The organism is Cupriavidus sp. Agwp_2 (assembly GCF_040784895.1).
Taxonomy (GTDB): domain Bacteria; phylum Pseudomonadota; class Gammaproteobacteria; order Burkholderiales; family Burkholderiaceae; genus Cupriavidus.
Genome location: NZ_CP088083.1, coordinates 1849813 through 1874531 on the forward strand (window position 1 = coordinate 1849813; position 24719 = coordinate 1874531).

General features: G+C 68.6%; 26 protein-coding genes. 10 read left to right on the plus strand and 16 right to left on the minus strand.

Going from position 1 to position 24719, the window contains the following annotated elements:
* Positions 1-14: 14 nt before the first annotated feature.
* The 9 genes from LPA45_RS08530 to LPA45_RS08570 all read right to left on the minus strand — a co-directional run bounded on the left by LPA45_RS08530 (position 15) and on the right by LPA45_RS08570 (position 7662).
* Positions 15-869, minus strand: a complete 855-nt coding sequence (locus LPA45_RS08530; RefSeq protein ID WP_317920936.1) for a class I SAM-dependent methyltransferase — start codon at positions 867-869, stop codon at positions 15-17.
* 103 nt (positions 870-972) lie between these two features.
* Positions 973-1218 carry a hypothetical protein gene (locus tag LPA45_RS08535; protein WP_116320735.1) on the minus strand — a complete coding sequence of 82 codons (246 nt, stop codon included), beginning with the start codon at positions 1216-1218 and terminating at the stop codon, positions 973-975.
* 132 nt (positions 1219-1350) lie between these two features.
* The gene (locus LPA45_RS08540; RefSeq protein WP_116320734.1) at positions 1351-1695 is read right to left on the minus strand and encodes a Na+/H+ antiporter subunit G; all 345 of its coding nucleotides are present in this window, start codon (positions 1693-1695) and stop codon (positions 1351-1353) included.
* Positions 1696-1704: 9 nt separating this feature from the next.
* Positions 1705-1977 carry a K+/H+ antiporter subunit F gene (locus LPA45_RS08545; RefSeq protein ID WP_116320733.1) on the minus strand — a complete coding sequence of 91 codons (273 nt, stop codon included), beginning with the start codon at positions 1975-1977 and terminating at the stop codon, positions 1705-1707.
* Positions 1962-2465, minus strand: coding sequence for a Na+/H+ antiporter subunit E (locus LPA45_RS08550; RefSeq protein ID WP_317920956.1), 504 nt, complete (start codon positions 2463-2465; stop codon positions 1962-1964). The genes LPA45_RS08545 and LPA45_RS08550 overlap by 16 nt, the downstream gene beginning before the upstream one ends.
* Before the next feature lie 14 nt (positions 2466-2479).
* Positions 2480-4018, minus strand: a complete 1539-nt coding sequence (locus LPA45_RS08555; protein ID WP_317920932.1) for a monovalent cation/H+ antiporter subunit D — start codon at positions 4016-4018, stop codon at positions 2480-2482.
* Positions 4015-4404, minus strand: coding sequence for a Na+/H+ antiporter subunit C (locus LPA45_RS08560; RefSeq protein ID WP_317920930.1), 390 nt, complete (start codon positions 4402-4404; stop codon positions 4015-4017). The genes LPA45_RS08555 and LPA45_RS08560 overlap by 4 nt, the downstream gene beginning before the upstream one ends.
* Positions 4404-7208 carry a monovalent cation/H+ antiporter subunit A gene (locus LPA45_RS08565; RefSeq protein WP_317920928.1) on the minus strand — a complete coding sequence of 935 codons (2805 nt, stop codon included), beginning with the start codon at positions 7206-7208 and terminating at the stop codon, positions 4404-4406. The genes LPA45_RS08560 and LPA45_RS08565 overlap by 1 nt, the downstream gene beginning before the upstream one ends.
* Before the next feature lie 10 nt (positions 7209-7218).
* Positions 7219-7662, minus strand: coding sequence for a universal stress protein (locus tag LPA45_RS08570; RefSeq protein WP_116320729.1), 444 nt, complete (start codon positions 7660-7662; stop codon positions 7219-7221).
* A 295-nt stretch (positions 7663-7957) separates the two neighbouring features.
* Between LPA45_RS08570 and LPA45_RS08575 the strand changes: the two genes are divergently transcribed.
* A complete protein-coding gene (locus LPA45_RS08575) occupies positions 7958-8755 on the plus strand; it encodes a crotonase/enoyl-CoA hydratase family protein (RefSeq protein ID WP_116320728.1) in 798 nt (265 codons plus the stop codon).
* A 49-nt stretch (positions 8756-8804) separates the two neighbouring features.
* On the opposite strand, the gene LPA45_RS08580 is transcribed toward LPA45_RS08575, so the two are convergent.
* From LPA45_RS08580 to LPA45_RS08590, 3 genes are all read right to left on the minus strand, one after another.
* The gene (locus LPA45_RS08580; RefSeq protein WP_317920927.1) at positions 8805-10292 is read right to left on the minus strand and encodes an acyl-CoA-binding protein; all 1488 of its coding nucleotides are present in this window, start codon (positions 10290-10292) and stop codon (positions 8805-8807) included.
* Positions 10285-11559, minus strand: a complete 1275-nt coding sequence (locus LPA45_RS08585; protein ID WP_116320726.1) for an MASE1 domain-containing protein — start codon at positions 11557-11559, stop codon at positions 10285-10287. The genes LPA45_RS08580 and LPA45_RS08585 overlap by 8 nt, the downstream gene beginning before the upstream one ends.
* Before the next feature lie 123 nt (positions 11560-11682).
* On the minus strand, positions 11683-12498 hold the full coding sequence (locus LPA45_RS08590; protein WP_367394997.1) for an IclR family transcriptional regulator: 816 nt from the start codon (positions 12496-12498) through the stop codon (positions 11683-11685).
* Between the two features lie 227 nt (positions 12499-12725).
* Here LPA45_RS08590 and LPA45_RS08595 point away from each other — a divergent pair, with 227 nt between their 5' ends.
* From LPA45_RS08595 to LPA45_RS08620, 6 genes are all read left to right on the plus strand, one after another.
* Positions 12726-13904, plus strand: a complete 1179-nt coding sequence (locus LPA45_RS08595; protein WP_116320724.1) for a thiolase family protein — start codon at positions 12726-12728, stop codon at positions 13902-13904.
* Positions 13905-13976: 72 nt separating this feature from the next.
* A complete protein-coding gene (locus tag LPA45_RS08600) occupies positions 13977-14741 on the plus strand; it encodes an SDR family NAD(P)-dependent oxidoreductase (protein ID WP_116320723.1) in 765 nt (254 codons plus the stop codon).
* Positions 14742-14798: 57 nt separating this feature from the next.
* Positions 14799-15563, plus strand: coding sequence for a crotonase/enoyl-CoA hydratase family protein (locus tag LPA45_RS08605; RefSeq protein ID WP_317920926.1), 765 nt, complete (start codon positions 14799-14801; stop codon positions 15561-15563).
* 95 nt (positions 15564-15658) lie between these two features.
* Positions 15659-16675 (plus strand): tripartite tricarboxylate transporter substrate binding protein, encoded by a 1017-nt coding sequence (locus tag LPA45_RS08610; protein WP_317920925.1) that lies wholly within the window; start codon positions 15659-15661, stop codon positions 16673-16675.
* 175 nt (positions 16676-16850) lie between these two features.
* The gene (locus tag LPA45_RS08615; protein ID WP_116320720.1) at positions 16851-18095 is read left to right on the plus strand and encodes an MFS transporter; all 1245 of its coding nucleotides are present in this window, start codon (positions 16851-16853) and stop codon (positions 18093-18095) included.
* A 70-nt stretch (positions 18096-18165) separates the two neighbouring features.
* Positions 18166-18498 carry a YnfA family protein gene (locus tag LPA45_RS08620; RefSeq protein ID WP_317920924.1) on the plus strand — a complete coding sequence of 111 codons (333 nt, stop codon included), beginning with the start codon at positions 18166-18168 and terminating at the stop codon, positions 18496-18498.
* Between the two features lie 10 nt (positions 18499-18508).
* On the opposite strand, the gene LPA45_RS08625 is transcribed toward LPA45_RS08620, so the two are convergent.
* Positions 18509-19531, minus strand: a complete 1023-nt coding sequence (locus LPA45_RS08625; protein WP_317920923.1) for a BamA/TamA family outer membrane protein — start codon at positions 19529-19531, stop codon at positions 18509-18511.
* A 55-nt stretch (positions 19532-19586) separates the two neighbouring features.
* On the opposite strand from LPA45_RS08625, the gene LPA45_RS08630 reads away from it, so the two are divergent.
* Positions 19587-19817 carry a hypothetical protein gene (locus LPA45_RS08630; protein ID WP_147316219.1) on the plus strand — a complete coding sequence of 77 codons (231 nt, stop codon included), beginning with the start codon at positions 19587-19589 and terminating at the stop codon, positions 19815-19817.
* A gap of 142 nt (positions 19818-19959) precedes the next feature.
* Here LPA45_RS08630 and LPA45_RS08635 read toward each other — a convergent pair whose 3' ends face one another.
* Entirely contained in the window at positions 19960-20940 is a 981-nt protein-coding gene (locus LPA45_RS08635) for an SDR family oxidoreductase (RefSeq protein ID WP_317920920.1), read from the minus strand.
* Positions 20941-21098: 158 nt separating this feature from the next.
* On the opposite strand from LPA45_RS08635, the gene LPA45_RS08640 reads away from it, so the two are divergent.
* Both LPA45_RS08640 and purT read left to right on the plus strand, forming a co-directional pair.
* Positions 21099-21578, plus strand: coding sequence for a hypothetical protein (locus tag LPA45_RS08640; protein WP_317920918.1), 480 nt, complete (start codon positions 21099-21101; stop codon positions 21576-21578).
* 72 nt (positions 21579-21650) lie between these two features.
* On the plus strand, positions 21651-22856 hold the full coding sequence (gene purT / locus LPA45_RS08645) for a formate-dependent phosphoribosylglycinamide formyltransferase (protein ID WP_116320716.1): 1206 nt from the start codon (positions 21651-21653) through the stop codon (positions 22854-22856).
* A gap of 21 nt (positions 22857-22877) precedes the next feature.
* Here purT and LPA45_RS08650 read toward each other — a convergent pair whose 3' ends face one another.
* Together LPA45_RS08650 and LPA45_RS08655 are read right to left on the minus strand one after the other, a co-directional pair.
* Positions 22878-24203 (minus strand): mechanosensitive ion channel family protein, encoded by a 1326-nt coding sequence (locus LPA45_RS08650; RefSeq protein WP_116320715.1) that lies wholly within the window; start codon positions 24201-24203, stop codon positions 22878-22880.
* Positions 24204-24310: 107 nt separating this feature from the next.
* Complete coding sequence (locus LPA45_RS08655; RefSeq protein ID WP_029045934.1) at positions 24311-24628, minus strand: multidrug efflux SMR transporter; 318 nt, start codon at positions 24626-24628, stop codon at positions 24311-24313.
* Positions 24629-24719 lie beyond the last annotated feature (91 nt).

Consider the following 24719-nt stretch of genomic DNA (forward strand, 5'->3'; position numbering starts at 1 on the left):
TGCCGGGGCATGCCTCAGCCGCTGGCGACGGCCATCACGACATGCGCCTGCATCGGGCCGGCGACGGGTCCGTCTCCAAATGCCGCCAGGAGCGCCTGTGCGCAAGCGTCAGTCGCCCGCGCCAGCGCATCGGGGCCGCGCCGCTCCAGGTCCGCGCGCAGCGGCGTGCCCTGGCAGTACGCCACTGCCGGGACGCGGGCGGCATCGGCGCGACTGGTGGCGGTGACGGTCTCGAACAGCGGCGGCGCGGTAAAGCCGCCCTGGCGCAAGTCCTGCTCGATCGCCGCCTGGCTGTGATAGCCGTGCGGCGTGCGCGCCATGAAATCCGGGGGGGCCTCGGGGAACAGGCGGGCCAGCGCCGCCGAGACATCGCGGGCAAATGCGTTGAACTCGATCCGGTCCCAGACGTTGAACACCAGCGTCCCGCCCGGCACCAGCACGCGGCGCGCTTCGGCGAAGGCCTTGGCCTTGTCGGGGAAGAACATCACGCCGAACTGGCAGGCCACCAGGTCGAAGCTGGCATCGCCGAACGGCAGCGCCATGGCGTCGGCCTCGCGCCAGGTCACCGGGCGCTCCGTGCCCTCGGCCTGGGCCCGCGCCAGCATCGGCGCATTGAGGTCAGTGGCAACGATGATCGCGCCGGGCGCGAGCCGGCGCGCCAGCTCGCGCGTGAGCACGCCGGTACCGGCGGCCAGCTCCAGCACCCGGCGCGGTTGCAGCGCTGCGATGCGTTCGGCCAGTTCGGCGGCATAGGGCGCAAAGATCATGGGCACCATCAGCGACGCATACACGTCAGGGATCGCACCCGCGAAAATGTGGTCGGAATCCGGGTGGTCGGCATTCGGCTGGTCGGCATTCGGCAAAACCATGGAAGTCCCCTTGCCCGGCACGCTGGAAGCCGGGATCGCCTCAGTGGGTGTAGGACACCTGGCCGCGAAAGTAAACCAGGCGGGGCTGCGTGGAGCGATGGCGTCAGGGCCGCCCCAGCGCCTGCGCTTCCTTCATCTGCACGTTGGCAAATTCGAGCATGCGCAGCGCTTCGTCGAATACCGGCAGCGCCTGTTCCCGCTCCGGCACGTCAGGCATGCCGGCGCGGTCGGCGGCAACACCACGGATCAGGTCGTCCAGGAAGCCGGGCTGGCTGGCCTCGGCGCGCTGCAGCAGCAGGTGCAGCAGGTAGGCGCAGGCGCCGAGGCGCGGATCTTGCATGGCGGTCATGGAACTTTCCCCCTGTAACGTTGGCAAGGCTGCGCGCCGCGCATGGCGCGTCATTGCAAAAAATATAGGGCACGCGGGGGTCAGGCAATGATCCGGATCGGCATCGCGCCTGCAGAAAAAATGTAAGCGGCCTTAGTCGCGGATGCGCGGCATCCAGCCGCTGCCGCGCGTGCGCGGATCCACCGGCAGCTGGCGCTGCAACGCGGCCTTGGACAGCATGTGCGCACTGATCGGCGCGGTCAGGAACAGGAACGCGGTCACCAGCAGCTCATGCACGCTGGCGTCGCCGCGAAAGCTGAAATACGCCACCGACGCCAGCACCACGCCGCCTACGCCCAGCGTGGTCGACTTGGTCGGCCCGTGCAGCCGCATGAAGAAGTCCGGCAGGCGGAACAGCCCGATCGCGCCCACCAGCATGAATACGCTGCCGATCACAAGCAGCGCGCAAACAATGAATTCCGCGACGGGATGCAGCATGGCGGTCTCTCAGTATTCGATGATGTCGCCGCGTTGCAGGTACTTGGACAGCGCTACCGTGCCGACGAAGCCCATCACCGCGATCAGCAGCGCGGCCTCGAAGAACATGGCCGAATCCAGGCTGATGCCCAGCAGCACGATCAACGCGATGGCGTTGATATTAAGCGTGTCCAGCGCCACGATGCGGTCCGGCAGGCTGGGCCCGCGCAGCAGCCGCGCAAAGGTCAGCAGGAAGGCCAGCCCGAGGATGACCAGGCACACCGGTATCACGATGGCAAGCATTGGAAAATCTCCTTCAGCGGGATTTCATAGCGCGACTTGATGCGTTCGACCAGGGCCGCTTCTTCTTCCAGGTCGAGCACGTGGACCAGCAGCGCGCGCCGGTCGTCGCTGAGTTCGGCGCACAGCGTGCCCGGGCTCAGGGAAACGATGCTGATCAGCGCGGTGGTGGCCAGTTCATGCTCCACGTCCAGCGGCACCACGATGAAGGCCGGCCGCAGCCGTGCGGTGCGGCCCAGCACCAGGATGGCCACTTCGATATTGGCCATGACGATATCGATCAGCACATGGATGCTCAGGCGCAGGATCAGGTCGGGACGTGACAGCCGGAATGCGCTCAGCACCAGCCATCGGTCGGCCAGGCGGCCGATGGCCCAGCCGAGCAATGCGCCCAGCAGCCAGTGGCCGGGGGCGATGCTGTTGGACAGCATCAGCCATATCAGCAACAGGATCAGGCTGAGCCAGGGATGGGGCAGCAGGTGGCGCATCAAGCGGCGCAGCATGGCTACTCCCCTTGCGCGGGCAACACGGCCCGCAGGTAGGCCGCGCGATCCAGCAACTGCGCGGCGGCGTCCGCCATGTATTCGGTGGCCGGCCGCGCATAGACGGTCAGCGCGACGTTGCCCGCCAGCAGCAGCGCGCAGCAGGCCAGCTTGCGCGGATCCGGCCGCACGCGGGCGCGCGCCGCGGAAGGATGGTCCTCGTCGAGATACTCCGCGCCTTCCGGCACCTGCGCCGCTTCATGCGGCAGGCGCCACAGCAGCCGCGTACCGGTGCGCGACACCGCGATCAACAGCAGCAGGCTCGATCCCAGTACCACCGGCCACAGCGCCGGCATCCATGGCGCGGGGGTCGCGCGCAGGATCATGGCCTTGCCGAGGAAGCCCGACAGCGGCGGCAGGCCCACCGCCGCGAGCACGCCGACCAGGTACAGTACCCCGGCCAGTCGCGAGGCCACCGGCGGCGCGCCGTCGCGCGCGGGATCCGGCTCCAGCGCATCGGCCAGCAGGAACAGGCCCGCCGTGCACAGCGTGGTGCTGGGCAGGTAGTACAGCGCTGCGGCCCAGCCGGCCTGCGTCTGCATCGCCACGCTGGCCGACAGCAGACCCACCGACGCCACCACCAGGTAGCTCGTCATCGCGCGCAGCGTGCGGGCGGCCACCGCGCCGATGCCGCCGATCGCCAGCGTCACCAGCGCCAGCGGAAACACCCAGTCATGCAGGAACGGCCCCAGCAGCCCCTGCGCGCCGCCGAACAGCAACGCGGCACAGCGCAACATGGCGTAGATGCCGACCTTCGTCATGATGGCGAACAGCGCGGCGACCGGGCCGGTCGCACTGCCATAGGCACGTGGCAGCCAGAAGTACAGCGGGAACAGCGCCGCCTTGAGCGCGAACACCAGCATCAGCATGACGCCGGCGGCCACTGCCAGCGGCAGGTCCTGCGCCGGCAGGCCGGCCAGCCGCAAGCCCAGGTGCGCCATGTTGAGCGTGCCGCTGAGCCCGTACAGCACGCCGATCGCCACCAGGAAGAACGACGAGGCCACCAGGTTCAGGATGACGTAGTGGAGCCCGGCGCCGATGCGCGCGCGGCCCGCGCCATGCACCAGCAGCGCGTAGGAGGCGATCAGCAGGATCTCGAAGAAGACGAACAGGTTGAACAGGTCGCCGGCCAGGAACGCGCCGTTCAGGCCCATCAGCTGGAACTGGAACAGCGCGTGGAAATGCCGGCCCTGGCGCGCGGTGCCCTCGCCTGCCGCGGCAAGCGCCGCAATAGCCAGCACCGACGTCAGCACCAGCATCATGGCGCCGGTACGGTCCAGCTGCAGCACGATGCCGAACGGGGCGGCCCAGTTGCCCATCGCATAGACGTCGATGGCGCCCGTGGCCGCATGCTGCATCAGCATGATGGCCACCGGCAGCAGCAACAGCGCGGCTACCGTGCACACGGCACGCTGCGCACGCAAGGCCTGCGCTGGCATCGCCGTCAGCAGCGCGCCGGCGAACATCGGCAGCAGGATGGGAAGCAGTACGGCGTGGTTCATGGCCGCGGCTCCGGCTTGCTCCCTGCATCATCACCATCGGGGTCTGGCGCCGCGGTGTTTTCAGGCTCGCCGGCCGCGTCGACATGATCGCTGCCGGTCAGCCCCAGCGAACGCAGCGCCAGCACCACGGCAAACGCCGTCATGCCGAACGCGATCACGATGGCGGTCAGCACCAGCGCCTGCGGCAGCGGGTCGGCATAGCTGGCGCCGGGCACGATCACCGGCGGCTGGCCGATCGACAGCCGGCCCATGCCGAGCAGGAACAGGCTGACCGCATACGACAGCAGCGTCAGGCCCAGCACCACGGTGAAGACCCGCTCGCGCAGCAGCAGGTAGATGCCGCAGGCGGTCAGGATGCCGATGGTCACGGCGTAGAGGGCGGCCATCAGTCGTCCTCCGTGGCGCGCGCAGGCGGCAGGTTGCGCACGCCAAGGTGCGAGATGATGACCAGCGTGGTCCCGGTCACGGTGCAGAACACACCTACGTCAAAGATCATGGCCGTGGCCAGTTCGATTTCGCCGATGCCCGGCAGGTGGAAATGCCCGAACGCGGTCGTCAGGAAGGGATAGCCGAAGGCCAGGCTGCCGAGACCGGTCAGCCCCGCCAGCAGGATGCCGGCGCCGGCGATGGCGCGATAGTCCGGCGCGATGCGCGATTCGGTCCAGCGCACGCCGTTGGCCACGTACTGCAGCAGCAGCGCCACCGACGTGATCAGCGCCGCGATAAAGCCACCGCCCGGCAGGTTGTGCCCGCGCAGCAGGATAAACACCGCCACCAGCAGCGTGAGCGGCAGCATCAGCCGCGCCAGCATCGACAGCAACAGCGGATGCGCCTGGCTGGTCCACGGCAGCCCGTCAGGCGCGGCCGACGGCGTTGGCAGGCGCATGCCCTTGAGCAGCGCCTGCACCGCCAGGCCGGCGATCAGCAGCACGCAGATCTCGCCCATGGTGTCGAAGCCGCGGAAGTCCACCAGCAGCACGTTGACCACGTTGTGGCCACCGCCGCCCGGCACCGCCTGCTCGACATAGAAGGCCGACACCGGGTCGTACGGACGCGTCATCACCGCATAGGCGGCCACCGCCAGCAGCGTACCGCCGCCCAGCGAGAGCACCACGTCGCGGGCGCGCCGCGCCGGGCCGCCCTGCTCGGCCGTCTCGCGCGGCAGGTAGAACAGCGCCAGCACCAGCAGCACGACCGTCACCACCTCTACCGAAAGCTGCGTCAGCGCCAGGTCCGGTGCCGAGAAACGCAGGAACACCAGCGACACCATTAGGCCGCAGCCGCTGAGCAGCACCAGCGCCGCCAGTCGCTGCCCGCGCGCGACCACCACCGCCAGCGCCAGCACCGCCAGCAGCGCCAGCGCCGCGCTGCCCATCGGGTCGAGCGCGCCGGCCGGGATGGTGCCGGCAAGCGCGTCGAGATCGGCCAGGTACCAGGCCGGCAGCGCCAGCATTGCCAGCAGCATCCAGGCGATATAGCCCGGCAACGAACCGCGCTCCAGCGTGCGCGTGATGGCGGTGGCTACGCCCTCGAGCGCGCGCATGCCGCTCTCGAACGAACGGCGCGCATTCAGGTGCTCGAGCGACTGTTGCCAGCGCCGCAGCGCATCGCGGCGCAGGAAGAACAGCGCCGCGCCGCCCGTCATCGACAGCAGGCTCATCACCAGCGGCAGGTTGACGCCGTGCCACAGGTTCAGGCTGTACGGCGGCAGCGGCGCGCGCAGCGTGGCCAGCGACGCCGCCGCCAGCAGGGTGCCCACCGTGTAAGCGGGCACCAGCCCGACCACCAGGCAGATCACGACCAGGAATTCCACCGGCACCTTCATGAAGCGCGGCGGCTCGTGCGGCGGGTAGTTGGGAATGTCTGGCTGCCTGGCGCCAAAGAACACGCCGTAGATAAAGCGCAGCGAATACGCCATCGTCAGCGCGCCGGCCATCGTCGCCGCCGCCGGGATGACCCAGTTGAATTCGCCCAGCAGGCCCTGCGCCAGGGTCTCGCCAAAGAACATTTCCTTGCTGAGGAAGCCGTTGAACAGCGGCACGCCCGCCATCGACAACGACGCCACGATCGCCAGCACTGCCGTATGCGGCATGTAGCGGGCCAGCCCGTGCAGCCGGTCCAGGTCGCGCGTGCCGGTCTCGTGGTCGATGATGCCTGCGGCCATGAACAGCGACGCCTTGAACACGGCGTGGTTGATGATGTGGAAGATCGCCGCCACCGTGCTGAGTTGGGTATCGAGCCCGAACAGCAGCGTGATCAGCCCCAGGTGGCTGATGGTGGAATACGCCAGCAGCCCCTTGAGGTCGCGCTGCAGCAGCGCCATCGCGGCGCCGAAGATCAGCGTTGCCAGCCCGGTCATGCTGACCAGGTAGAACCAGCCGTTGGTGCCGTCCAGCACCGGGTACAGGCGCGCCAGCAGGAACACGCCGGCCTTGACCATGGTGGCCGAGTGCAGGTACGCGGACACCGGCGTGGGCGCGGCCATCGCCTGCGGCAGCCAGAAGCTGAACGGGAACTGCGCCGACTTGGTAAAGACCGCCAGCAGGATCAGCACCAGCATCGGCATGTAGAGCGGGTGGCGCTGCACGTTGCCGGCCTGCGCCAGCACCGCCGACAGCTCGAAGCTGCCGCAGATATGGCCCAGCAGCAGCACCCCGGCCAGCAGCGCCAGCCCGCCGCCGCCGGTGACGGTCAGTGCCATGCGCGCGCCCTGGCGGGCGTCGCCGCGCCATGACCAGAAGCCGATCAGCAGGAACGACAGGATGCTGGTCAGCTCCCAGAACACCGCCAGCAACAGCAGGTTGCCGGCCAGCACCACGCCCAGCATCGCCGCCATGAACAGGAGCAGCAGGCAGAAGAAGCGCACCGCCGATTCATTGCGCGCGAGGTAGTAGCGCGCATACAGGATCACCAGCAGGCCGACACCGACCACCAGCAGCGCAAACAGGTAGGCCAGCCCGTCCAGGCGCAGCGACAGGTCGAGTCCCAGCGCCGGCAGCCAGCTCACGCGCCAGGCCAACCCATCCCCGGGCTGGTCGAAGACCGCGCCGCGCAGCTGCAGCAGCAACACCAGCCCGACCAGCGGCAGGCCGACGATGATCGGCGCCACCAGCCGCGGCACGCGCATGCCGATCACCCAGGTCAGCGCCGCGGCCAGCAGCGGCAGCGCGATCAGCAGCGGTAGTTCCATGGGCGCCGCCTCAGGCCTGGGCAGGCGCACGCGCCTGCGCGGCGCGCGGATTGACGACGATCACCGGCACCGTGGCTTGCGCCAGTACCGCGGACACCACCGATCCCAGCAGCGCCGACACGAAAGGGCCGCGTCCCTTGGCGCCGAGCACGATGGCATCGGCATCCAGCGTGTCCGCCAGCTGCGCCAGCTCGGCCGCGGGATCGCCATGCAGCCAGTGCCGCACCAGCGGCATGCCGGGCAGCACGGCTTCGGCGGCGGCAAAGGCGCTGTCGGCCTGGCTGCGGTTCTCGGCGTCGAGCGCGGACCGGGACAGGCCGGGGCTGCCGAGCACCGGCGAGACATGGGCAACATGCACGGACAAAGGCTCGGCCAGCAGCGGGCGGCTGGCCAGGCGGCGGGCGGCGGCAACGCTGTCGGGCGATCCGTCCATCGCGAGTACGACGACTGTCATGGGCAAAGTCCAGGCTTAACGATACAGCGGGCAGGCGTGCCCCCTACTTTCCGGATTCTGGGGGTATTGCGCAAGTCATGCATGGCCTGTTAGGGGATGCACGAAAAAATTCATGGTCCTGCATAACATACTGAATACACACGCGCCAGCGCATGCATCGCGGCAACATGGTGGCGCGCGGCAAACGATATATGCCCGCTATCGCCCGCCAACAAATGAATATTGGACGCGGCCGGCCCGGCTGCCTTAGCCTTGGCGCCAGCAACTGAACCCGATGCACCCGGAGACACCCACCATGAGCGACTTCCTCCTCTACGAACAGGACGGCCACATCGTCACGCTGACGATGAACGAGCCCGAGCGCCGCAACCCGCTGACCGGCAATACCGCGGTGGCGGAGTTCCTGGCCGCGATCGAGCGCATCCATGCAGACCGCAGCGTGCGCGCCGTGGTCATCACCGGCGCCGGCACGGCGTTCTCCTCCGGCGGCAATATCAAGGACATGGAACGCCAGGCTTCGGGCCAGGTGCCGGGCATGGAGATCCGGCAGGACTACCGCTGCGGCATCCAGCGGCTGCCGCTGGCACTGTTCAACCTGGAAGTGCCGGTCATTGCCGCCGTCAACGGCGCGGCCATGGGCGCGGGGCTGGACCTGACCTGCATGTGCGATATCCGCATCGCCTCCGAGCGCGCGCAGTTTGCCGAATCGTTCGTCAAGCTGGGCATCATCCCCGGCGACGGCGGCGCATGGCTGCTGCCGCGCGTGATCGGGCTGTCGCGCGCCGCCGAGATGACCTTTACCGGCCAGGCGATCGATGCGAAGACCGCGCTGGAATGGAACCTGGTCTCGCGCGTGGTGGCCCCCGAGGCGCTGCTGCCGACCGCGTACGAGCTGGCCGGTCGCATCGCCGCCAACCCGCCGCACGCGGTGCGCCTGGCCAAGCGGCTGATGCGCGAAGCCATTCACACCCGCCTCGACACGCTGCTGGAACTGTCCGCCGGCTTCCAGGCGCTGTCGCACCAGACCGCCGACCATCGCGAGGCGGTGCAGGCATTCCTGGACAAGCGCACGCCGGTGTTCAGCGGCAACTGACCAAGCGGATCGAGCGGATCGAGCGGATCGAGCGCATGAGCAGCCGGCTTCAGGCGGATTGGGTTTCCGCCGCCTTGAGCTGGTTGACCAGCGCCACGTAGTCACGCATGGCCTGATCGCGCGGCAGGCCGCGCCGCGCGGCCCAGGCGTCGAACTTGGCGCGCCCGACCATGTCCATCATGCCCGGACGGTCGCCGCTGACATCGCCAACGCTGCCTTGCTTGTAGAGCGCATAGAGCGACAGCAAGGTGTCGTTGTCGGGCGCCTGGCGCAGCGTCTTCGATAACGCCGCCGCGGCCTCGAAGGCCTTTTCGGCGGGGCCTGGCCCCTGCACCGCCGGCGTGCCGCCGAAGTGCGCGTCTTCCAGCGCCACCTCGTCCGGGAACCACCGTCCCTCCAGCAGCCTGCCCTCGCGCAGTGCAAACGCCAGCACCCCCTGCGAAGCCAGCGTGCCACTGCGCAAGGTCGCCGGCACCACCGCCATGCCGGTATTGAGCACCGGCGCGCCGAACGCAGCGAACGACAGCCCCACATCCGCCCACGCCCGCATCCGCGCGAGGCCGCGGTCGCCTCGATAGACTCCGCTGGTCCGGTTGGCCCCCGGCTGGAACCACGCAAAATCGCCCTTGCCGCGCGCATAGAGCGCGGCCAGATCGCCCTGCTCCAGGTCCGCGCGCGCCGCCGCCAGCAACTCGGCCATCTGCTCCGGCGTCATGCGCGCGTCATCGCGCTCCGCACCCGCCATGCCGAGCGAAGTGCCGACACTGGCCTCGAAGAACTCCAGCACGTTGCGCGCCACCAGCTCGCGGTCATTGTCGACGCAGACCATGTGGTAGCTGTCTTCCAGCACCACCATGCGCGCCTGCCCGGCACGCTTGCCCTGCCCGATCTGCTCGACCAGGTAGTTGGCCGAGCGCAGGCTGGTCAGTTCGTCCAGCCGCGCGTGGACCACCAGCGTGGGACAGGCAATGCGCTGCAGTCCCTTGCGCACGAAGGCGCGCAGCCGGTCGACCTCGCGGATGCAGGCCAGCGGCACCCACTGGTAGTGGAAGTTCTCGCCGCGCGCGAACTTGGCCTTGACGATCTCGCGCAGCTGCTCGTTCTTGATGCCGAACGGCTCTTCCTCTTCCACCTTCATCCGGTTGGGAACGCCTGGAATCTGGTACAGCAGCGGGCGCAGGCCGCGATACCACGGCGTGGCCCAGCCGTCGATATAGACCGGCGGCGCCAGCGCGACCAGCCGGCCCTTGGCGTGCTGCTCGCGCTTGACCGTCTCCACGGCGAGCAGTGCCCCCATGCACATGCCCATCACGTGCAGCGTTTCATGCTGGTCGATGATCTCGCGGTACTTGACGCGCACTGCCTCGAGCCAATCCTCGGCGCGCACGCCGCACAGGTCTTCGGGCCGCGTGCCGTGCCCCGGCAGCGTCAGCGAGTGCGTGACGAAGCCGGCGCGCTTGAGGCGCTTGTGCATCGAGCCCAGGTCATATTGCGTGCCGCCCAGGCCGTGGATCAGGAACACGCCGGGCTCAGACATGCGCCGGCTCCGCGCCAGCGCGGCGCAGCAGCGCGGCGACCTGCTCGACCTGGCCATCGGCACCGCGGATGCCGGCCAGCCGCTCGTGCACCCGCAGGCGGCCGCTGCCCGGCAGCGTCACGGCGTATTCCTGCACGCTGTCGGGCGCATCGCCGCGCGCCACGGCGGACCAGGTGGCCTGCACCAGCCCGCGGTCGGCGGCATCGATATGGTCCAGCCATTCGTCGACGCTGTTGACGTCGCGGATCGTGTCGCCGAGCAGTTCCGCCGCGCCCTCGCTCCATGTAGCGCGGCCGGTGACCGCGTCATACTCGACGCTGGCCACGCCCACCGCCTGCAGCGTGCGCGCATAGCGCAGGCGCCAGGCCCGCGCTTCCTCCAGCGCGGTGCGGCGGCCCTCCGACAAGGCGCGGCCGAGCAGCATCACCAGCGCCCAGACAATGACAAAGCCTTGCACCTCGACCACGGCCTCGCCCGGAAAACCTTCGATGACGTTGAACGGGCCGGCGCCGGCCGCGGTGCGGTGGATGATCAGCAGGCAGCCCAGCAGCGTGGCAACCGCGCCGCCACGCGGCCCCCACAGCAGCGCGGTGGCCAGCAGCAGCGGCATCGGCACATAGGCCAGCGTCGGCGCTAGGCCGCCGAAGCGCTGCGCGGCGTTGTCCGAGAACACCGCCAGCACCGCCACGATAAAGATCACGAAGGCCAGCCCGCCGGCGGCGAACTGCTGCATCGGCATGCCGCCCGAGCGCCGCACGCGGAAGCCGCGGAACGCCACCGCCAGCGGCCCCACCAGCAGCAGCCCGGCAGCGGTGGAGAAGGCCCAGGCGCGCCATTCGACCGGCAGGTCCAGTCCCGGCCGCTGCCAGCGCCAGAGTTCGACCGCCAGCGATGCGCCCAGTGCCGCGCCGACCAGGGCGCCCGCGATCAGCAGGGTGGCGCCCGGCGGGCTTTGCGGGTCGCGGCGGCCGTAGGTGGCAATCCAGCCGGCGGTGCCCAGGCTGATGACCTCGATCAGGCCGAACGCCACGGCACCGCGCAGCGGCAGGCCGTGGGTGGCCATGCCCCACCCTGCCAGCGCCAGCCCCGCGCCGGCCAGCACCGCCGGCCACGACCAGCGCGCGCACACCAGCAGCGCGGCAAACGTGACGCCGCTGCCAAGCCAGACCGGCACTGCTTCGGTCGACGCATGCGCCAGCGAGCGCGACACCACGCCGGCGACAAGTACCAGCACGGCGACGATTGCCGCCAGGCGGATCTGTTGCATTGGCCTACCCCCAAGAAAGCTGTTCCTGGCGTGTTCCCGACGTCCTGTTTGTGACTCAGGATAGCCGCCAGCCTGCTGGTGGGGCAAGGTACGTCACTCGACCAGGCAGGCCCCCCGGCGGCGTCAGCCGGACACCCCCAGTGCGCCTTCCACGTTGCGCACCAGGCTGACCAGCCGCGGGCCGATGTCTTCTTCGATCTGCTTGCTCTGCGGGCTGAACACCGGCACCGACGCGGCAAAGATCCACGCTTCGCCGTCGCGCCGCGCGCGCATCGGCACGGCAACCGATTCGACCTCGCGATGCAGGTCGCGATGGCCACGGCAGAAGCCGTGCTCCTGCAGGTCGCGCGTGGCGTCGGCCAGGCGCTGCTGCAGCCAGTCGGCGCGCGTCGGGTCGGCCGCGCGCAGTTGGGCGAGCCAGGCCTCGCGCTCGGCCTCCGGCATCCGCAGCAGGTAGCCGCGGCCGGACCCCGTGCGGGAGATCGATACCCGGGTGCCGACCTCGGGCCGGAACACATGGCTGCCCACGCCCTGGGCGATTTCGACATAGGTCAGCGCGTTGCCGTTGCCGACGATCAGCTCGACCTGCCCGGCGATATGGTCGGCCAGTTCCTGCATGGCCGGCCGCGCCAGCTGGCGCACCGTCATCCGCGCCAGTGCCGGCGCCGCCAGGTTCACCAGCCCGATCCCCGGCACATAGCGCGACAGGCGCTCCGAATAGTGCAGCAGGCCCACCTCGCACAAGGTGTCGAGCAAGCGGAACAGCGTCGGTTTGGCCAGCCCGGTGCGCTCCATCAGCTCGCGGCTGCTCAGCTCCTGCACCGTCGGCGAGAAGCAGTTGAGGATCGAAACGCCCCGGGCCAGCGCGCTGACCAGGCGCGCCTCGCCGTCGGCATCGGCAGGCGGCGGGGTCAGGGAGGGGTGTGCTGAATTCGTCATACAAGGGCCTTCGTCTGGATTTTTTTGATACCAGCGTCTCAAAACCCGGATGTTGCCCTTCGTTGATTCCGAAGTCAAACGTGGGATTTTGAGTTTACAGAGTGAAATTCCAACGCGAGAATCCCAATTCATCGTATTGGACGATCACTTTTTGAAACTGACGTCTCAATATCCCGAATCAACGATTCATCCACGACTTGCAACCGCTCTGCATCAGGAGACACCCCATGCAACAAGCCGTCATCGTCGACGCCATTCGCAGCCCGATGGGCCGCTCCAAGCCGGGATCGGCCTTTACCGAGCTGCATGCCACCGAGCTGCTGGCGCAGGTGCTCAAGGGCCTGGTCGAACGCAACAAGCTCGACCCCGGCCTGGTCGACGACGTCATCACCGGTTGCGTGACGCAGGCCGGCGAGCAGTCCGCCGGCCCGGGCCGCGTGGCCTGGCTGGCCGCCGGCTTCCCTGACCATGTGCCCGCCACCACCATCGACCGCAAGTGCGGCTCGAGCCAGCAGGCCGTGCACTTTGCCGCACAGGGCATCATGGCCGGTGCCTATGACATCGTCATCGCCTGCGGCATCGAGTCGATGAGCCGCGTGCCGATGGGCTCGGCCCGCATCGGCCAGAACCCGTACGGCCCGTCGATGGAAGCGCGCTACGCGCCGGGGCTGGTGTCGCAGGGCGTGGCGGCCGAACTGGTGGCGGCCAGGTACGAACTGTCGCGCCAGGACATGGACAGCTACTCGGCCCGTTCGCACGAACTGGCCGCCGCTGCGCGCGAAAGCGGTGCCTTCCGCCGCGAGATCCTGCCGATCAGCACGCCCAATGGCGTGGTGGAGCATGACGAAACGATCCGCCCCGGCACCTCGGTGGAAAAGCTGGGCACGCTGCAGGCCTCGTTCCGCAACGATGAGCTGAGCGGGCGGTTCCCGCAGATCGGCTGGAATGTCACCGCCGGCAACGCCTCGCAGATCAGTGACGGCGCCTCGGCCATGCTGCTGATGAGCGAATCCATGGCGCAACGCCTGGGCCTGAAGCCCCGCGCGCGCTTTGTCGCCTTCGATGTCTGCGGCGACGATCCGGTGATGATGCTGACCGCCCCGATCGCGGCCAGCCAGCGCGCCATCAAGAAGAGCGGTCTGCAGCTGGACCAGATCGACCACTACGAAATCAACGAAGCCTTCGCCTGCGTGCCGCTGGCCTGGCAGAAGGCGCTGGGCGCCGATCCGGCGCGCCTGAACCCGCGGGGCGGCGCGATCGCGCTGGGCCACCCGCTGGGTGCGTCGGGCGTGCGCCTGATGACCACCATGCTGCATGCGCTGGAAGACAGCGGCCAGCGCTACGGCCTGCAGTCGATGTGCGAGGCCGGCGGCATGGCCAACGCCACCATCATCGAGCGCCTGTAAGACGCCTGCAAACAACCCTGCCGTTCCCGCCAACGCGGGAACGCAGCGAATCTTTTCTTCTAGGAGACACCCATGAAACTCGAAAACATGTCCGCCGTCGTCACCGGCGGTGCTTCCGGCCTGGGCCTGGCCTGCACGCGCCGCCTGGTGGAGCGCGGCGTCGGCGTGGTCATCGCCGACCTGAATGAAGAACGCGGCAACGCCGTGGTGGACGAGTTCGGCGGCAAGGTCCGCTTCGTCAAGGCCGACGTCACCGACACCGACCAGATGAACGCCGTCTACGACGCCGCCGAGGCCATCGCCCCGCTGCGCGCGCTGATCCACTGCGCCGGGCTGGGCGCGCCGGTGCGCGTGGTCGAGAAGGACGGCTCGCCGGGCTCGCTGGAGAAGTACGAGTCGGTGGTGCGCATCAACCTGATCGGCACCTTCAACGCGCTGCGCCTGGGTGCCGCGCGCATGGCAAAGAATGAAATGGTCGACGGCGAGCGCGGCGCCTGCGTGCTGACCGCCTCGGTGGCCGCCTACGAAGGCCAGATCGGCCAGATCCCGTACAGCTCGGCCAAGGCCGGCATCGTCGGCATGACGCTGGTGGCCGCGCGCGACCTGGCGCAGCGCGCCATCCGCGTGTGCACCATCGCCCCGGGCCTGTTCGACACGCCGCTGCTGGCCAGGCTGCCGGAGAACGTGCGCACCTCGCTGGGCGCCATGGTGCCGCACCCGGCCCGCCTGGGCGCGCCGGACGAGTACGCCTCGACTGCGCTGCACATCCTGGAGAACCCGATGCTCAACGGCGAGACCATCCGCCTGGACGGCGCCATCCGCATGGCCCCGCGCTGAGCCGCCCTCGATCAACCTCCAGCACTCCCCAATGGCCTTCTTTACCAGGACATCTGCATGAGCGACACGCTGCAACTAGAGACCCGCGGCAATACGCTGCTGATCACCATGAACCGGCCCCAGGCGCGCAACGCCATGGACTTCGAGACCGCGACCGCGCTGGCCGCGGCCATCGACCAGCTGGAGAGCCGTGACGACCTCGCGGTCGCCATCCTGACCGGCGCCGGTGGCACCTTCTGCTCCGGCATGGACCTGAAGGGCTTCCTGGAGGGCAAGCGCCCCAGTCTGCCCGGCCGTGGCTTCGGCGGGCTGACCGAGAAGCTGCCGCGCAAGGTGCTGATCGCCGCGGTGGAAGGCTATGCGCTGGCAGGCGGCTTCGAACTGGCGCTGGCCTGCGACCTGATCGTCTCGTCGAAGGCGGCCAGGTTCGGCCTGCCCGAAGTCAAGCGCGGGCTGGTCGCCGGTGCCGGCGGCCTGATGCGCCTGCCGCGCCGCGTGCCGTACCACATCGCCATGGAATACGCGCTGACCGGCAATATGCTGGGTGCCGAGCAGGCCCATGCCTACGGCCTGATCAACCGCCTGACCGAACCGGGCGAAGCGCTGCAGGGCGCGCTGGCGCTGGCCGGGGAAATCGGCGCCAACGGCCCACTGGCGGTGGCGGTGAGCAAGCAGATCGTGGCCGAATCGGCGGACTGGAGCAACGAGGAGATGTTCGAGCGTCAGCGACCGTTGCTGGCGCCGGTGTTCACCTCGGCCGATGCGCGCGAAGGCGCCGCGGCATTTGCGGAGAAGCGCAAGCCCGTGTGGACCGGCAAGTAATGCCGTAGTCGCGCTTTTTTGCCTGGACGGCCGGCCGCAAGCCGGCCGTTTGCACATGGCACCGCAGCACAGACATCACAACATGGAGGAGACCCATGAACACCACGCTGCCGCAATCGCTGTGCCCTTCGCCTTCCCGATCGTATTCCCGTTGCGCCAGCCTGCTGGCCGTCACCGCCATCACCACGCTGCCGACGTTCGCACACGCCGCGCCCGCATGGCCCGACAAGCCGATCACCATCATCGTCCCCGGCGCGCCCGGCGGCACCACCGACATCCCCACCCGCCTGGTCGCGCAGAAGCTGTCGGCCATTCTCGGCCAGCCCGTGGTGGTCGACAACAAGCCCGGCAGCGGCGGCATCATCGGCACGCAGGCCCTGCTGCGCGCCGCGCCTGACGGCTACACGCTGGTGGTCGGCAACACCGGCTCGCATGCCATCAACTACAGCGCCTACAGGCAGCTGGCCTACCATCCGCAGGACTTCATGCCGCTGACCGACATGATTTCCTTTCCCAACGTGCTGGTGGTCAACGCACAGGCACCCGTGCGCAACGTGGCCGAGTTGGTGGCCCAGCTCAAGCAATCGCCGGGCAAGTATTCGTATGCCTCGGCAGGCATCGGCCAGACCACGCACCTGACCACCGAGCTGTTCCGGCTGCGCACCGCCACCGAGGTGCTGCACGTGCCGTACAAGGGCTCGACGCCGGCCACCACCTCGGTGCTGGCCGGTGAAACCAGCTTCATGTTCGACAACCTGACGCAGGCGCTGCCACATATCCGCGCAGGCAAGCTGCGCGCGCTCGCCGTGACCAGTGCCGAGCGTCTGCCGTCATTGCCGGACGTGCCGACCATGGAGCAGGCTGGCGTGAAGGATTTCGTTGTGATGGGCTGGCTCGGGGTGTTCGCGCCCGCGAAAACACCGCCCGCAGTCGCCGCCATCCTGCAGGATGCGCTGTCCCGGGCCATGCGCGATCCCGACGTGGCGGCGAAATTCCGCGACATGGGCGGCATCCCCGGCGGCGAACCGCAGCCCCGCTTCGCCGCGCTGGTCAACGGCGACATCAAGCGCTGGGGCGAGACGATCCGAGCGTCCAGGGTCAGCCTGGACTAGCGCCGCGCCGGCCCGCCTTCGGCAAAGCGGAAGGCGGGCCGGCCCAAAGCCAAATTGACACGGTGCCGGCTGCGGCTTAGGCTCGGCCTACCCTGCGGTATATTCAGCGCATGCTTAACACGCCAGGCGCCGCCGCGGGCACATAACGACAACGACATCCCGCGAGACGAACACCGTGCCTACCCCCAACGCGCCTTCCCGCCTGGAAAGCCTGCGCCCCGCCCTGCCGATCCTGCTCGGTGCCTCGCTGATGCTCAGTCTCGCCATGGGCCTGCGCCAGAGCCTGGGCATCTTCATGCCGCCGCTGACGCGTGACATCGGCATCTCGGTTTCCGATTTCACCGTGGCCATCGCCGTGCAGAACCTAGTCTGGGGCCTGCTGCAGCCGCTTGCGGGCGCGTGGGCAACGCGGATCGGCTTCCGGCCGCTGATGCTGGCTGGGTCGCTGTCGTATGTGGCCGGGCTGGTGCTGCTGGCGACCGCGCAAGGGATGATCGGCGTCACACTCGGCGCAGGCGTGGCGATCGGCGCTTCCATGGCCTGCACCGGCAGCGCGCTGGCCATGGCGGTGGCGGCACGGCCAGTGCCTGCAGCGCTGCGCAGTACGGTGCTTGGGCTGGTGTCGGGGGCCGGCTCGCTCGGGGCGCTGCTGGCGGCGCCGATCGGGCAGATGGTGACGCAGACCTATGGCTGGCGCGCCGGGCTGGCCGCGTTCGTGCTGCTGGCGCTGGTGATGCTGCCGGCGGCGTGGATGGCCGGGCGCGTGGACAAGCTGCCGCTGCCTACGTTCTCCGGCGCCGACCAGAACAATGCGCGGCAGGCGCTGGGCACGGCGCTGCGGCACGCGCCGTTCATCGTCATGGCGCTGGCGTATTTCGTCTGCGGCATGCAACTGGTCTTCCTGACCACGCACCTGCCGTCGTACCTGGATATCTGCGGCATGGACCCGATGCTCAGCGCGCAGGCGCTGGGCGTGATCGGCGGCTTCAATGTGCTTGGCAGCATCTTCTTCGGCTGGGCCGGCGGGCGCTTCAACAAGCTGATGCTGCTCGGCGGCATCTATACCGTGCGCTCGCTGGCGCTGACCTGGTATTTCTCGTCGGCGCCCACGCCGGGCAGCACGCTGGTGTTCGCTGCGGTGATGGGCTTCCTGTGGCTGGGCGTGGCGCCGCTGGTCTCGGGCTGGATCGCCGAAACCTTCGGCCTGCGCTGGCAGGCCATGCTGGGCGGCGTGGCCTTCTTCAGCCACCAGATCGGCAGCTTTACCGGTGCCTTTGGCGGCGGCGTGGTCTATGACGCGCTGGGGTCGTACACCGTCGCCTGGCAGGCCGGCGTGGCAATGGGGCTGGCGGCTGGACTCGCGCAGATCGCGTTCGCGGTGGCGACGCAGCGCCGGCCGCCGCTGATGGCGACGTCCTGACGGCATCGCGCCGTGTCAGAATCCGGGGTTCCTTCCGGGAACCCCTTTTTCATTTCCGCTGCTGCCAACCTTGGATCTCTTCCGCATCGCCCTGCTGTTTGCCGTGACCGCGCTGGCCGAAATCGTCGGCTGCTACCTTCCCTGGCTGGTGCTGCGCCAGGGCAAGAGCGCGCTGTTGCTGCTGCCCGCCGCCGTCTCGCTGGGCCTGTTCGCCTGGCTGCTGACGCTGCATCCCGCCGCCGCCGGGCGCACCTACGCCGCTTACGGCGGCATGTACATCGCCGTGGCGCTGCTGTGGCTGCGCTTCGTCGATGGCCTGGCGCTGACGCGCTGGGATGTGGCCGGCGCTGCCATCGCACTGGCCGGCATGGCCGTGATCGCACTGCAGCCTGCGGCGCAATGATGCCGCGCCTTCAGTGCCAGGCGCTGCCGACCTGGATGTAGAACGCGTTCTGTCCCTTGCTGTGGGCCACGTCGATGCCCATCGACAGGCCCAGCTTGCGCGCGATCATGTAGCGGAAGCCGGCTCCCACGCTGTACACGTTGGCCGCGTCGGAGAAGTCATGCCAGCGCCCATATGCCTTGCCCGCGCCGGTGAAGCCCAGCACTGCCCAGCGCGGCGTGACGTCCCAGCGTAGCTCCACCTCCGCCATGACCGCGTTGCGGTCCTGGTAGCGCCCTTTCTGCACGCCGCGCAGGTCGATGTAGGGCTGGGCGTAGAACGGCACGTCGCCGCTGGAAAAGCGCGTATCGCCCCGCAGCCCCAGGATCAGCGTGCGCGCCAGCGGCAGCCAGGTGAACGCGCGCGCGTTGTACATGTTGAAGGACTGCGTACTGCCAAAGCCGCTGCGCGCGAACTGCGCTTCCAGCTCGGCGTAGATGCCGCGGTTCGGGTAGAAGATGTTGTCGCGCGAGTCGTAGTCGATTACCAGCCCGGCCTTGCCGATGCGCTGGTCGCTCTCCGCGCTGCCCAGCTCGGCGGCATTGCCGAATCTGAAGCTGGTTTGAGAATCGAAATACATGTAGCGCGGGCCGATGTACCAGCGCGTGTCGGCAAGCCGGACCAGCAACTGCTGCACCAGGAAAAAGCCCTGCAGCTGGTAGGCGCGCGGCTGGTTCTGCAGCCCGTAGTAATCCAGATTGGCATTGACCTTGGCCACCGCGCCCAGGTAGCGGTAGCGATCGCCGTCCCAGGTGTGGAAATGCGCCAGCCCAGCGCCCCAGGTGCCGTTCTCCGTGTAGACGCCACCGACGCCGGTGATATTGGGCGGCGCCGGCCCCTTGCCGCTGGCGCGCGCGCTGGCCGCGGCTTCGGGCATCGGCTCCGACAGGAACAGCAACCCCAGGCCCGCGCCGTAGCCCACTGCCGGCTCGGTGATGATGGTCGGCACGCCGGGCACCATGGCAGAACCATCGCGGCGATGACGCCGGCGCATGCCGTGCGTGTGCTGGGCCCTGCCATCAGTGCGGCGTAGCGACGGCGAACGAGACGTGAACTTGCATGGCTTCGGTCATTGTGTTCCATGGATACAGGCCCGCTGCCTGGCCGTTCTGGCTGAATTTAGCGGCATCGGAGCATCCATGGCGCATGGCCGCGCCATGAAGATTTTTTGGTGGCGTATTAAGCAGATTGGCGGCTGGCGTATCGAGGCGGGATCACGTACCAATGCGGTCTTCACCCCGAACGGGGGATGTGCTGGCAATGCCGGCCAATTAGGATAAATACCGAGCGGTCCTCTAGCGGATCCTCAGGCCTTTGCGGCCCGCGTTCGCGCGGGCCTTTTTCTTGCGGCCGGCAGCCGCGCGCGGCGCGGGCAGGTAAGAATCGCCCGCTGTTGTAAATCTGCCCCGGCGCTACTAGCCCTCAGCGCACATGACGGCGCCAATGCCAGAGCGCCAGGCCGACCAGCCCCGCCGCCACTGCCGCACCGGCAATCTGGATCTGTCGCATCCGTTCCGGCGAACTCCAGCCACCCTCGACCTCCATATGCCCCAGCGAGGCATGGAACAGGTTGCCATCGGAGACCGGTATCTCGTGGGCGCCGCTGAAATGCCGATGCAGGATACGTCCGTACGCCTGCTGCAACAGGCCTGGCGCCAGCAGGTTGGCCACGCGCGCCAGCCTTGCGACGACGCCTACCGTCACCGCTTGCGAGGTTGGCGCCGCCACCGCGCGCAGCACGGCACGCGCGACCGCGCTGGCATCGACCAGCGGCCGCGGCGGACGCAGTACCTTCCCGGTGTAGTTGGCACTGTGACGCATGCCCGGCGTGTCGGCGGTGGCCGGGAAGATGTCGCAGATGCGGATCTGCGGATAGTCGACCAGCTCGGCGCGCAACGCCTCCGAAAAGCCGCGCAGCCCGAACTTGCTTGCTGTATACGACACGCCATAAGGCGACGGTGCCCACGCCCCCAGCGACACGATGTTGACCAGCACGCCCTTTCGCGCCGCCTTGAAGAAGGGCAGCACCGCATGCGCGCCGTGCAGGTAGCCCAGCAGGTTGATGCGGACTACCTGCTCGTGCGCGGCCACCGGCGTCTCGTCGAACAGGCCCACCGCGCCGACACCGGCATTGTTGACCCAGACATCGATGCCGCCATCGCCGAACTCCGCCGCGCGCTCGGCCAGCCGGTGCATCGCCGCCGGCTGCGTGACATCGCCCGGCACGGCCAGCGCCCGTGCGCCCAGCTCGCGGCAGGCCGCGGCGGCGCGTGCCAGCGGCGCCTCGCCGCGCGCGCACAGCACCACGCGCGCCTGGGCGCGCGCGAAGGCCAGCGCGGTGGCCAGCCCGATGCCGCTCGAAGCGCCGGTGATGACAACGGTAAGGGGTCGGGTCGGGGGCATGGCGGACCTCTTCTGGAGTTAACGGCGTATTCCCCGCGGAGCAGCAGGTTCCGTTCCAGCGCCGGGTAGCTGGAATGCAACTTGCCTGTCAGGCAGGCAAACGGCCGGCACAGCGGTATGCCGCACCGGTCCCCTGGAACCTGCACAAGGAGCCCGCCATGACCTCGACCGAACAGGAAATCCTGGTGTGCGGCCCGGAAAACGGCCGCTGGCACCTGGAAATGCGCATAGGCAACGGTGCACCGGAGCGGCTCGACGGCGAATTCGATTCGCCCGACATGGCCATCGCCGGCGCCCAGCAGGTCTATCCGTCGATCCCGCTCCTCGTGACCGATATCTCCGGCGCGCCGGTACCCTCGGCCCCCGCGCATGAAGGATCGCTGACCGACTACCACTATGGCGGCCACAGCGTGACCCAGGACGAAAAGCTGACTGGGCGCGCGCATCCGTCCAGCGACACCTCGCAGCCGCCGCCGGGCCCGCATCCCTACCAGGCCACCGATCTTGGCAACCTGCCGGCGGGCACGCCGCGCCACGGCATGTATGGGGTCGCGTCCACACCGGAGGAGGCCGAGGCGGCCGACCGCAAGGACGAGGCGGCGCGGCGCCACACCGGCTCGCGCGACGCCGAAGACTAGGCCGGGCGGCGCCACGGCGGGCGGCAGCACGTACAATCCCGGTTTTACCCTTCGCCCCGCCGCCTTGCTGCCATGACCACCCTCGGAACGCCCCTTTCCCCCTCTGCTACCAAAGTGATGCTGCTCGGCTCCGGCGAGTTGGGCAAGGAAGTGCTGATCGCGCTGCAGCGCCTGGGCGTTGAGACCATCGCCGTCGACCGCTATGACAACGCGCCGGGCCAGCAGGTGGCTCACCACGCGCGCACCATCGCCATGAGCGACCCTGAACAGCTCAAGGCACTGATCGAGGCCGAGAAGCCCCACCTGGTGGTGCCAGAGATCGAAGCCATCGCCACTCCCATGCTGGAAACCCTGGAAGCCGCCGGCACCGTGCGCGTGATTCCCACCGCCCGCGCCGCGCGCCTGACCATGGACCGCGAAGGCATCCGCCGCCTGGCCGCCGAGTCGCTCGGCCTGCCCACCAGCCCGTACAAGTTCTGCGACTCCCTCGACGAACTGCAGGCCGCCATCGACGGCGGCATCGGCTATCCGTGCGTGGTCAAGCCGGTGATGAGCAGCTCTGGCAAGGGCCAGAGCAAGATCGACGGCCCCGAAGGCGTGCAGGCCGCCTGGGACTACGCCATGGCCGGCGGCCGCGTCAGCCACGGCCGCATCATCGTGGAAGGCTTTATCGACTTCGACTACGAGATCACGCTGCTGACCGTGCGCGCCATGGGCGCCAGCGGCCAGGTCGAGACGCAGTTCTGCGCGCCGATCGGCCACGTGCAGGTGAGCGGCGACTATGTCGAAAGCTGGCAGCCGCAGCCGATGCACCCGGCCGCGCTGCAGCAGGCCCAGCAGATCGCGCAGGCCGTCACCGCCGACCTGGGCGGCATGGGCCTCTTCGGCGTGGAACTGTTCGTCAAGGGCGAGCAGGTCTGGTTCAGCGAAGTCAGCCCGCGCCCGCACGACACTGGCATGGTGACCATGGCCACGCAGCACCAGAACGAATTCGAGCTGCATGCGCGCGCCATCCTCGGCCTGCCGGTCGACACCTCGCTGCGCAGCCCCGGCGCCAGCGCGGTGATCTACGGCGGCGTGGACGCGCAGGGCGTGGTGTTCGACGGTGTCGACCAGGCGCTGAGCGTGCCGCAGACCGAGGTGCGGCTGTTCGGCAAGCCCGAGAGCTTCACCAAGCGCCGCATGGGCGTGGCGCTGGCCTATGCGGAGGACGTCGACACCGCCCGCACCCGCGCCAAGGAAGCCGCCAGCCGCGTGCGTCCGCGCGCGGTGGGCTGATACCGGAAGGAGCGGAAGGCCTCAGAGTACGTGGCTGCCCGCCGTGGCGTGGCCGGGCGGGTGCGGTGCGGCAACCTGCGCGGCGGCCTGCGCAGCGGCCAGCACCGGCGCCATGCGCACGCCGCTGAGGTCGGCTCCGGACGGGGCCTGGTACAGCCGCAGGCCCAGTTCGGGCAGGATCGCCAGCAGGTGGTCGAACACATCGCCCTGGATGCGCTCGTAGTCCATCCACGCGGTCAGCGCGGTAAAGCAATAGATCTCCACCGGGATGCCCTGCGAATCGGGCTCCATCATGCGCACGTTGAGCAGCAGGTCGTGGTGGATCTCGGGATGCGCCTTCAGGTAGGCAATGCCATACGCGCGGAAGGTGCCGATATTGGTCAGCCGCCGCCGGTTCACCGGATCATTGCCCGCGGCGATCAGCAGCCGGTTGGCCTCGTCGACCTTGGCCTGCTTCTCCGCCAGGTAGTTGTGCAGCAACTGGTAGCGCATCAGCGCATGCACCTCGTCGTCTTCCAGGAAGCGCACGCTGCTGGCGTCGATGCGCAACGTGCGCTTGATCCGCCGCGCGCCTGACTCGAACATCTGCCGGTAATTGCGGTAGCTCTCCGAGAACAGCTTGTAGGTCGGCACCGTGGTCACGGTGTTATCCCAGTTCTGCACCTTGACCGTATGCAGCGCGATGTCCTTGACGTAGCCATCGGCATTGCATTGCGGCATCTCGATCCAGTCGCCGATGCGCAGCATGTCGTTCGAGGTCAGCTGCGTGCTGGCCACCAGCGACAGCAGCGTGTCCTTGAACACCAGCAGCAGCACCGCCGACAACGCGCCCAGGCCCGACAGCATCCACAGCGGCGAGCGGTTGATCAGGATCGACAGCACCAGCACCGCGCACACCAGCCCCAGCCCGAGCCGCCCCACCTGGATATAGCCCTTGATCGAGCGCGTCTGCGCGCGCCGGCTGCTGGCATAAACATCCTGCCACGCGCCCAGCACCCCGCCCAGCATCAGGAAGAAGCAGATCCACAGGCTGGAATGGGCCAGGCGCTCCACCAGCAGCGCGTAGCGGCCCATGTGCGGCACCTCGCCGATGCCGGCGGTGATCACGGCGAAGCCCACCGCGTAGCCGAAGCGCCGGTACGCGCGATGGCGCGTCAGCGCCTTGCTCCAGGGCGCCTTGCCCCAGACCGTCAGCACGCGATGGGCGATGCGCGACATCACATGGCCGAACAGCCATTGCGCGAGCGCGGCGATCAGCACCAGCACCACCACGTACAGCGTGATCTGCGCCCAGGGATGGGCCGGAATACGTTGCTGGAACAGCTCCAGCAGGGCATCGAAACTCATAAGGGGGCGACGTCAAGCCAGTGATTCGGCCAGATAGTGTACAAAACGTGCACGCCCCTCTCGTAAAACTGCGATCTCTGACTCGTGTGTGTTGGCCCTTCCCTCGCTCAGGCAGGCAGCAGCTTCAGCCCTCCGATCCCGACAAAAATCAGCGCGATCAGCGCCAGCCGCATCGGTGCCGCGCTCTCCCCAAGGAACAGGATCCCGATCACGGTGACGCCGATCGCCCCGATCCCGGTCCATACCGCGTACGCCGTCCCGACTGGCAGGTGCCGCAAGGCCGCACTGAGCAGGAAGATGCTGGCCAATGCGGCCCCGATCCCCAGCACCGTCGGCCCCGGCCGCGTCCAGCCATCCGTGTATTTCAGCGCAAGCGCCATCACGATCTCGATCAGCCCCGCCAGCACCAGCAGCATCCACGCCATTGCTTCTTCCTTTTCTGGTTTGCGCCCCGACCACCATTGCCGGGCTTGCCAGGCCAATGTAGGCTGTGCGAATCAGCACGGAAACTGGCAA

What these genes read in the sequence shown, in the direction of transcription:
- LPA45_RS08575 (WP_116320728.1), top strand. Translation starts at nt 7,958, where the DNA reads ATGAGCGACTTCCTCCTCTACGAACAGGACGGCCACATCGTCACGCTG.
- LPA45_RS08560 (WP_317920930.1), bottom strand. Translation starts at nt 4,404, where the DNA reads ATGGCCGCCCTCTACGCCGTGACCATCGGCATCCTGACCGCCTGCGGC.
- LPA45_RS08570 (WP_116320729.1), bottom strand. Translation starts at nt 7,662, where the DNA reads ATGACAGTCGTCGTACTCGCGATGGACGGATCGCCCGACAGCGTTGCC.
- LPA45_RS08625 (WP_317920923.1), bottom strand. Translation starts at nt 19,531, where the DNA reads ATGCGCCGGCGTCATCGCCGCGATGGTTCTGCCATGGTGCCCGGCGTG.
- LPA45_RS08545 (WP_116320733.1), bottom strand. Translation starts at nt 1,977, where the DNA reads ATGCTTGCCATCGTGATACCGGTGTGCCTGGTCATCCTCGGGCTGGCC.
- LPA45_RS08565 (WP_317920928.1), bottom strand. Translation starts at nt 7,208, where the DNA reads ATGGAACTACCGCTGCTGATCGCGCTGCCGCTGCTGGCCGCGGCGCTG.
- LPA45_RS08535 (WP_116320735.1), bottom strand. Translation starts at nt 1,218, where the DNA reads ATGACCGCCATGCAAGATCCGCGCCTCGGCGCCTGCGCCTACCTGCTG.
- LPA45_RS08650 (WP_116320715.1), bottom strand. Translation starts at nt 24,203, where the DNA reads ATGAGTTTCGATGCCCTGCTGGAGCTGTTCCAGCAACGTATTCCGGCC.
- LPA45_RS08580 (WP_317920927.1), bottom strand. Translation starts at nt 10,292, where the DNA reads ATGTCTGAGCCCGGCGTGTTCCTGATCCACGGCCTGGGCGGCACGCAA.
- LPA45_RS08590 (WP_367394997.1), bottom strand. Translation starts at nt 12,498, where the DNA reads ATGACGAATTCAGCACACCCCTCCCTGACCCCGCCGCCTGCCGATGCC.
- LPA45_RS08585 (WP_116320726.1), bottom strand. Translation starts at nt 11,559, where the DNA reads ATGCAACAGATCCGCCTGGCGGCAATCGTCGCCGTGCTGGTACTTGTC.
- LPA45_RS08635 (WP_317920920.1), bottom strand. Translation starts at nt 20,940, where the DNA reads ATGCCCCCGACCCGACCCCTTACCGTTGTCATCACCGGCGCTTCGAGC.
- LPA45_RS08530 (WP_317920936.1), bottom strand. Translation starts at nt 869, where the DNA reads ATGGTTTTGCCGAATGCCGACCAGCCGAATGCCGACCACCCGGATTCC.
- LPA45_RS08640 (WP_317920918.1), top strand. Translation starts at nt 21,099, where the DNA reads ATGACCTCGACCGAACAGGAAATCCTGGTGTGCGGCCCGGAAAACGGC.
- purT (WP_116320716.1), top strand. Translation starts at nt 21,651, where the DNA reads ATGACCACCCTCGGAACGCCCCTTTCCCCCTCTGCTACCAAAGTGATG.
- LPA45_RS08595 (WP_116320724.1), top strand. Translation starts at nt 12,726, where the DNA reads ATGCAACAAGCCGTCATCGTCGACGCCATTCGCAGCCCGATGGGCCGC.
- LPA45_RS08610 (WP_317920925.1), top strand. Translation starts at nt 15,659, where the DNA reads ATGAACACCACGCTGCCGCAATCGCTGTGCCCTTCGCCTTCCCGATCG.
- LPA45_RS08540 (WP_116320734.1), bottom strand. Translation starts at nt 1,695, where the DNA reads ATGCTGCATCCCGTCGCGGAATTCATTGTTTGCGCGCTGCTTGTGATC.
- LPA45_RS08555 (WP_317920932.1), bottom strand. Translation starts at nt 4,018, where the DNA reads ATGAACCACGCCGTACTGCTTCCCATCCTGCTGCCGATGTTCGCCGGC.
- LPA45_RS08655 (WP_029045934.1), bottom strand. Translation starts at nt 24,628, where the DNA reads ATGGCGTGGATGCTGCTGGTGCTGGCGGGGCTGATCGAGATCGTGATG.
- LPA45_RS08600 (WP_116320723.1), top strand. Translation starts at nt 13,977, where the DNA reads ATGAAACTCGAAAACATGTCCGCCGTCGTCACCGGCGGTGCTTCCGGC.
- LPA45_RS08605 (WP_317920926.1), top strand. Translation starts at nt 14,799, where the DNA reads ATGAGCGACACGCTGCAACTAGAGACCCGCGGCAATACGCTGCTGATC.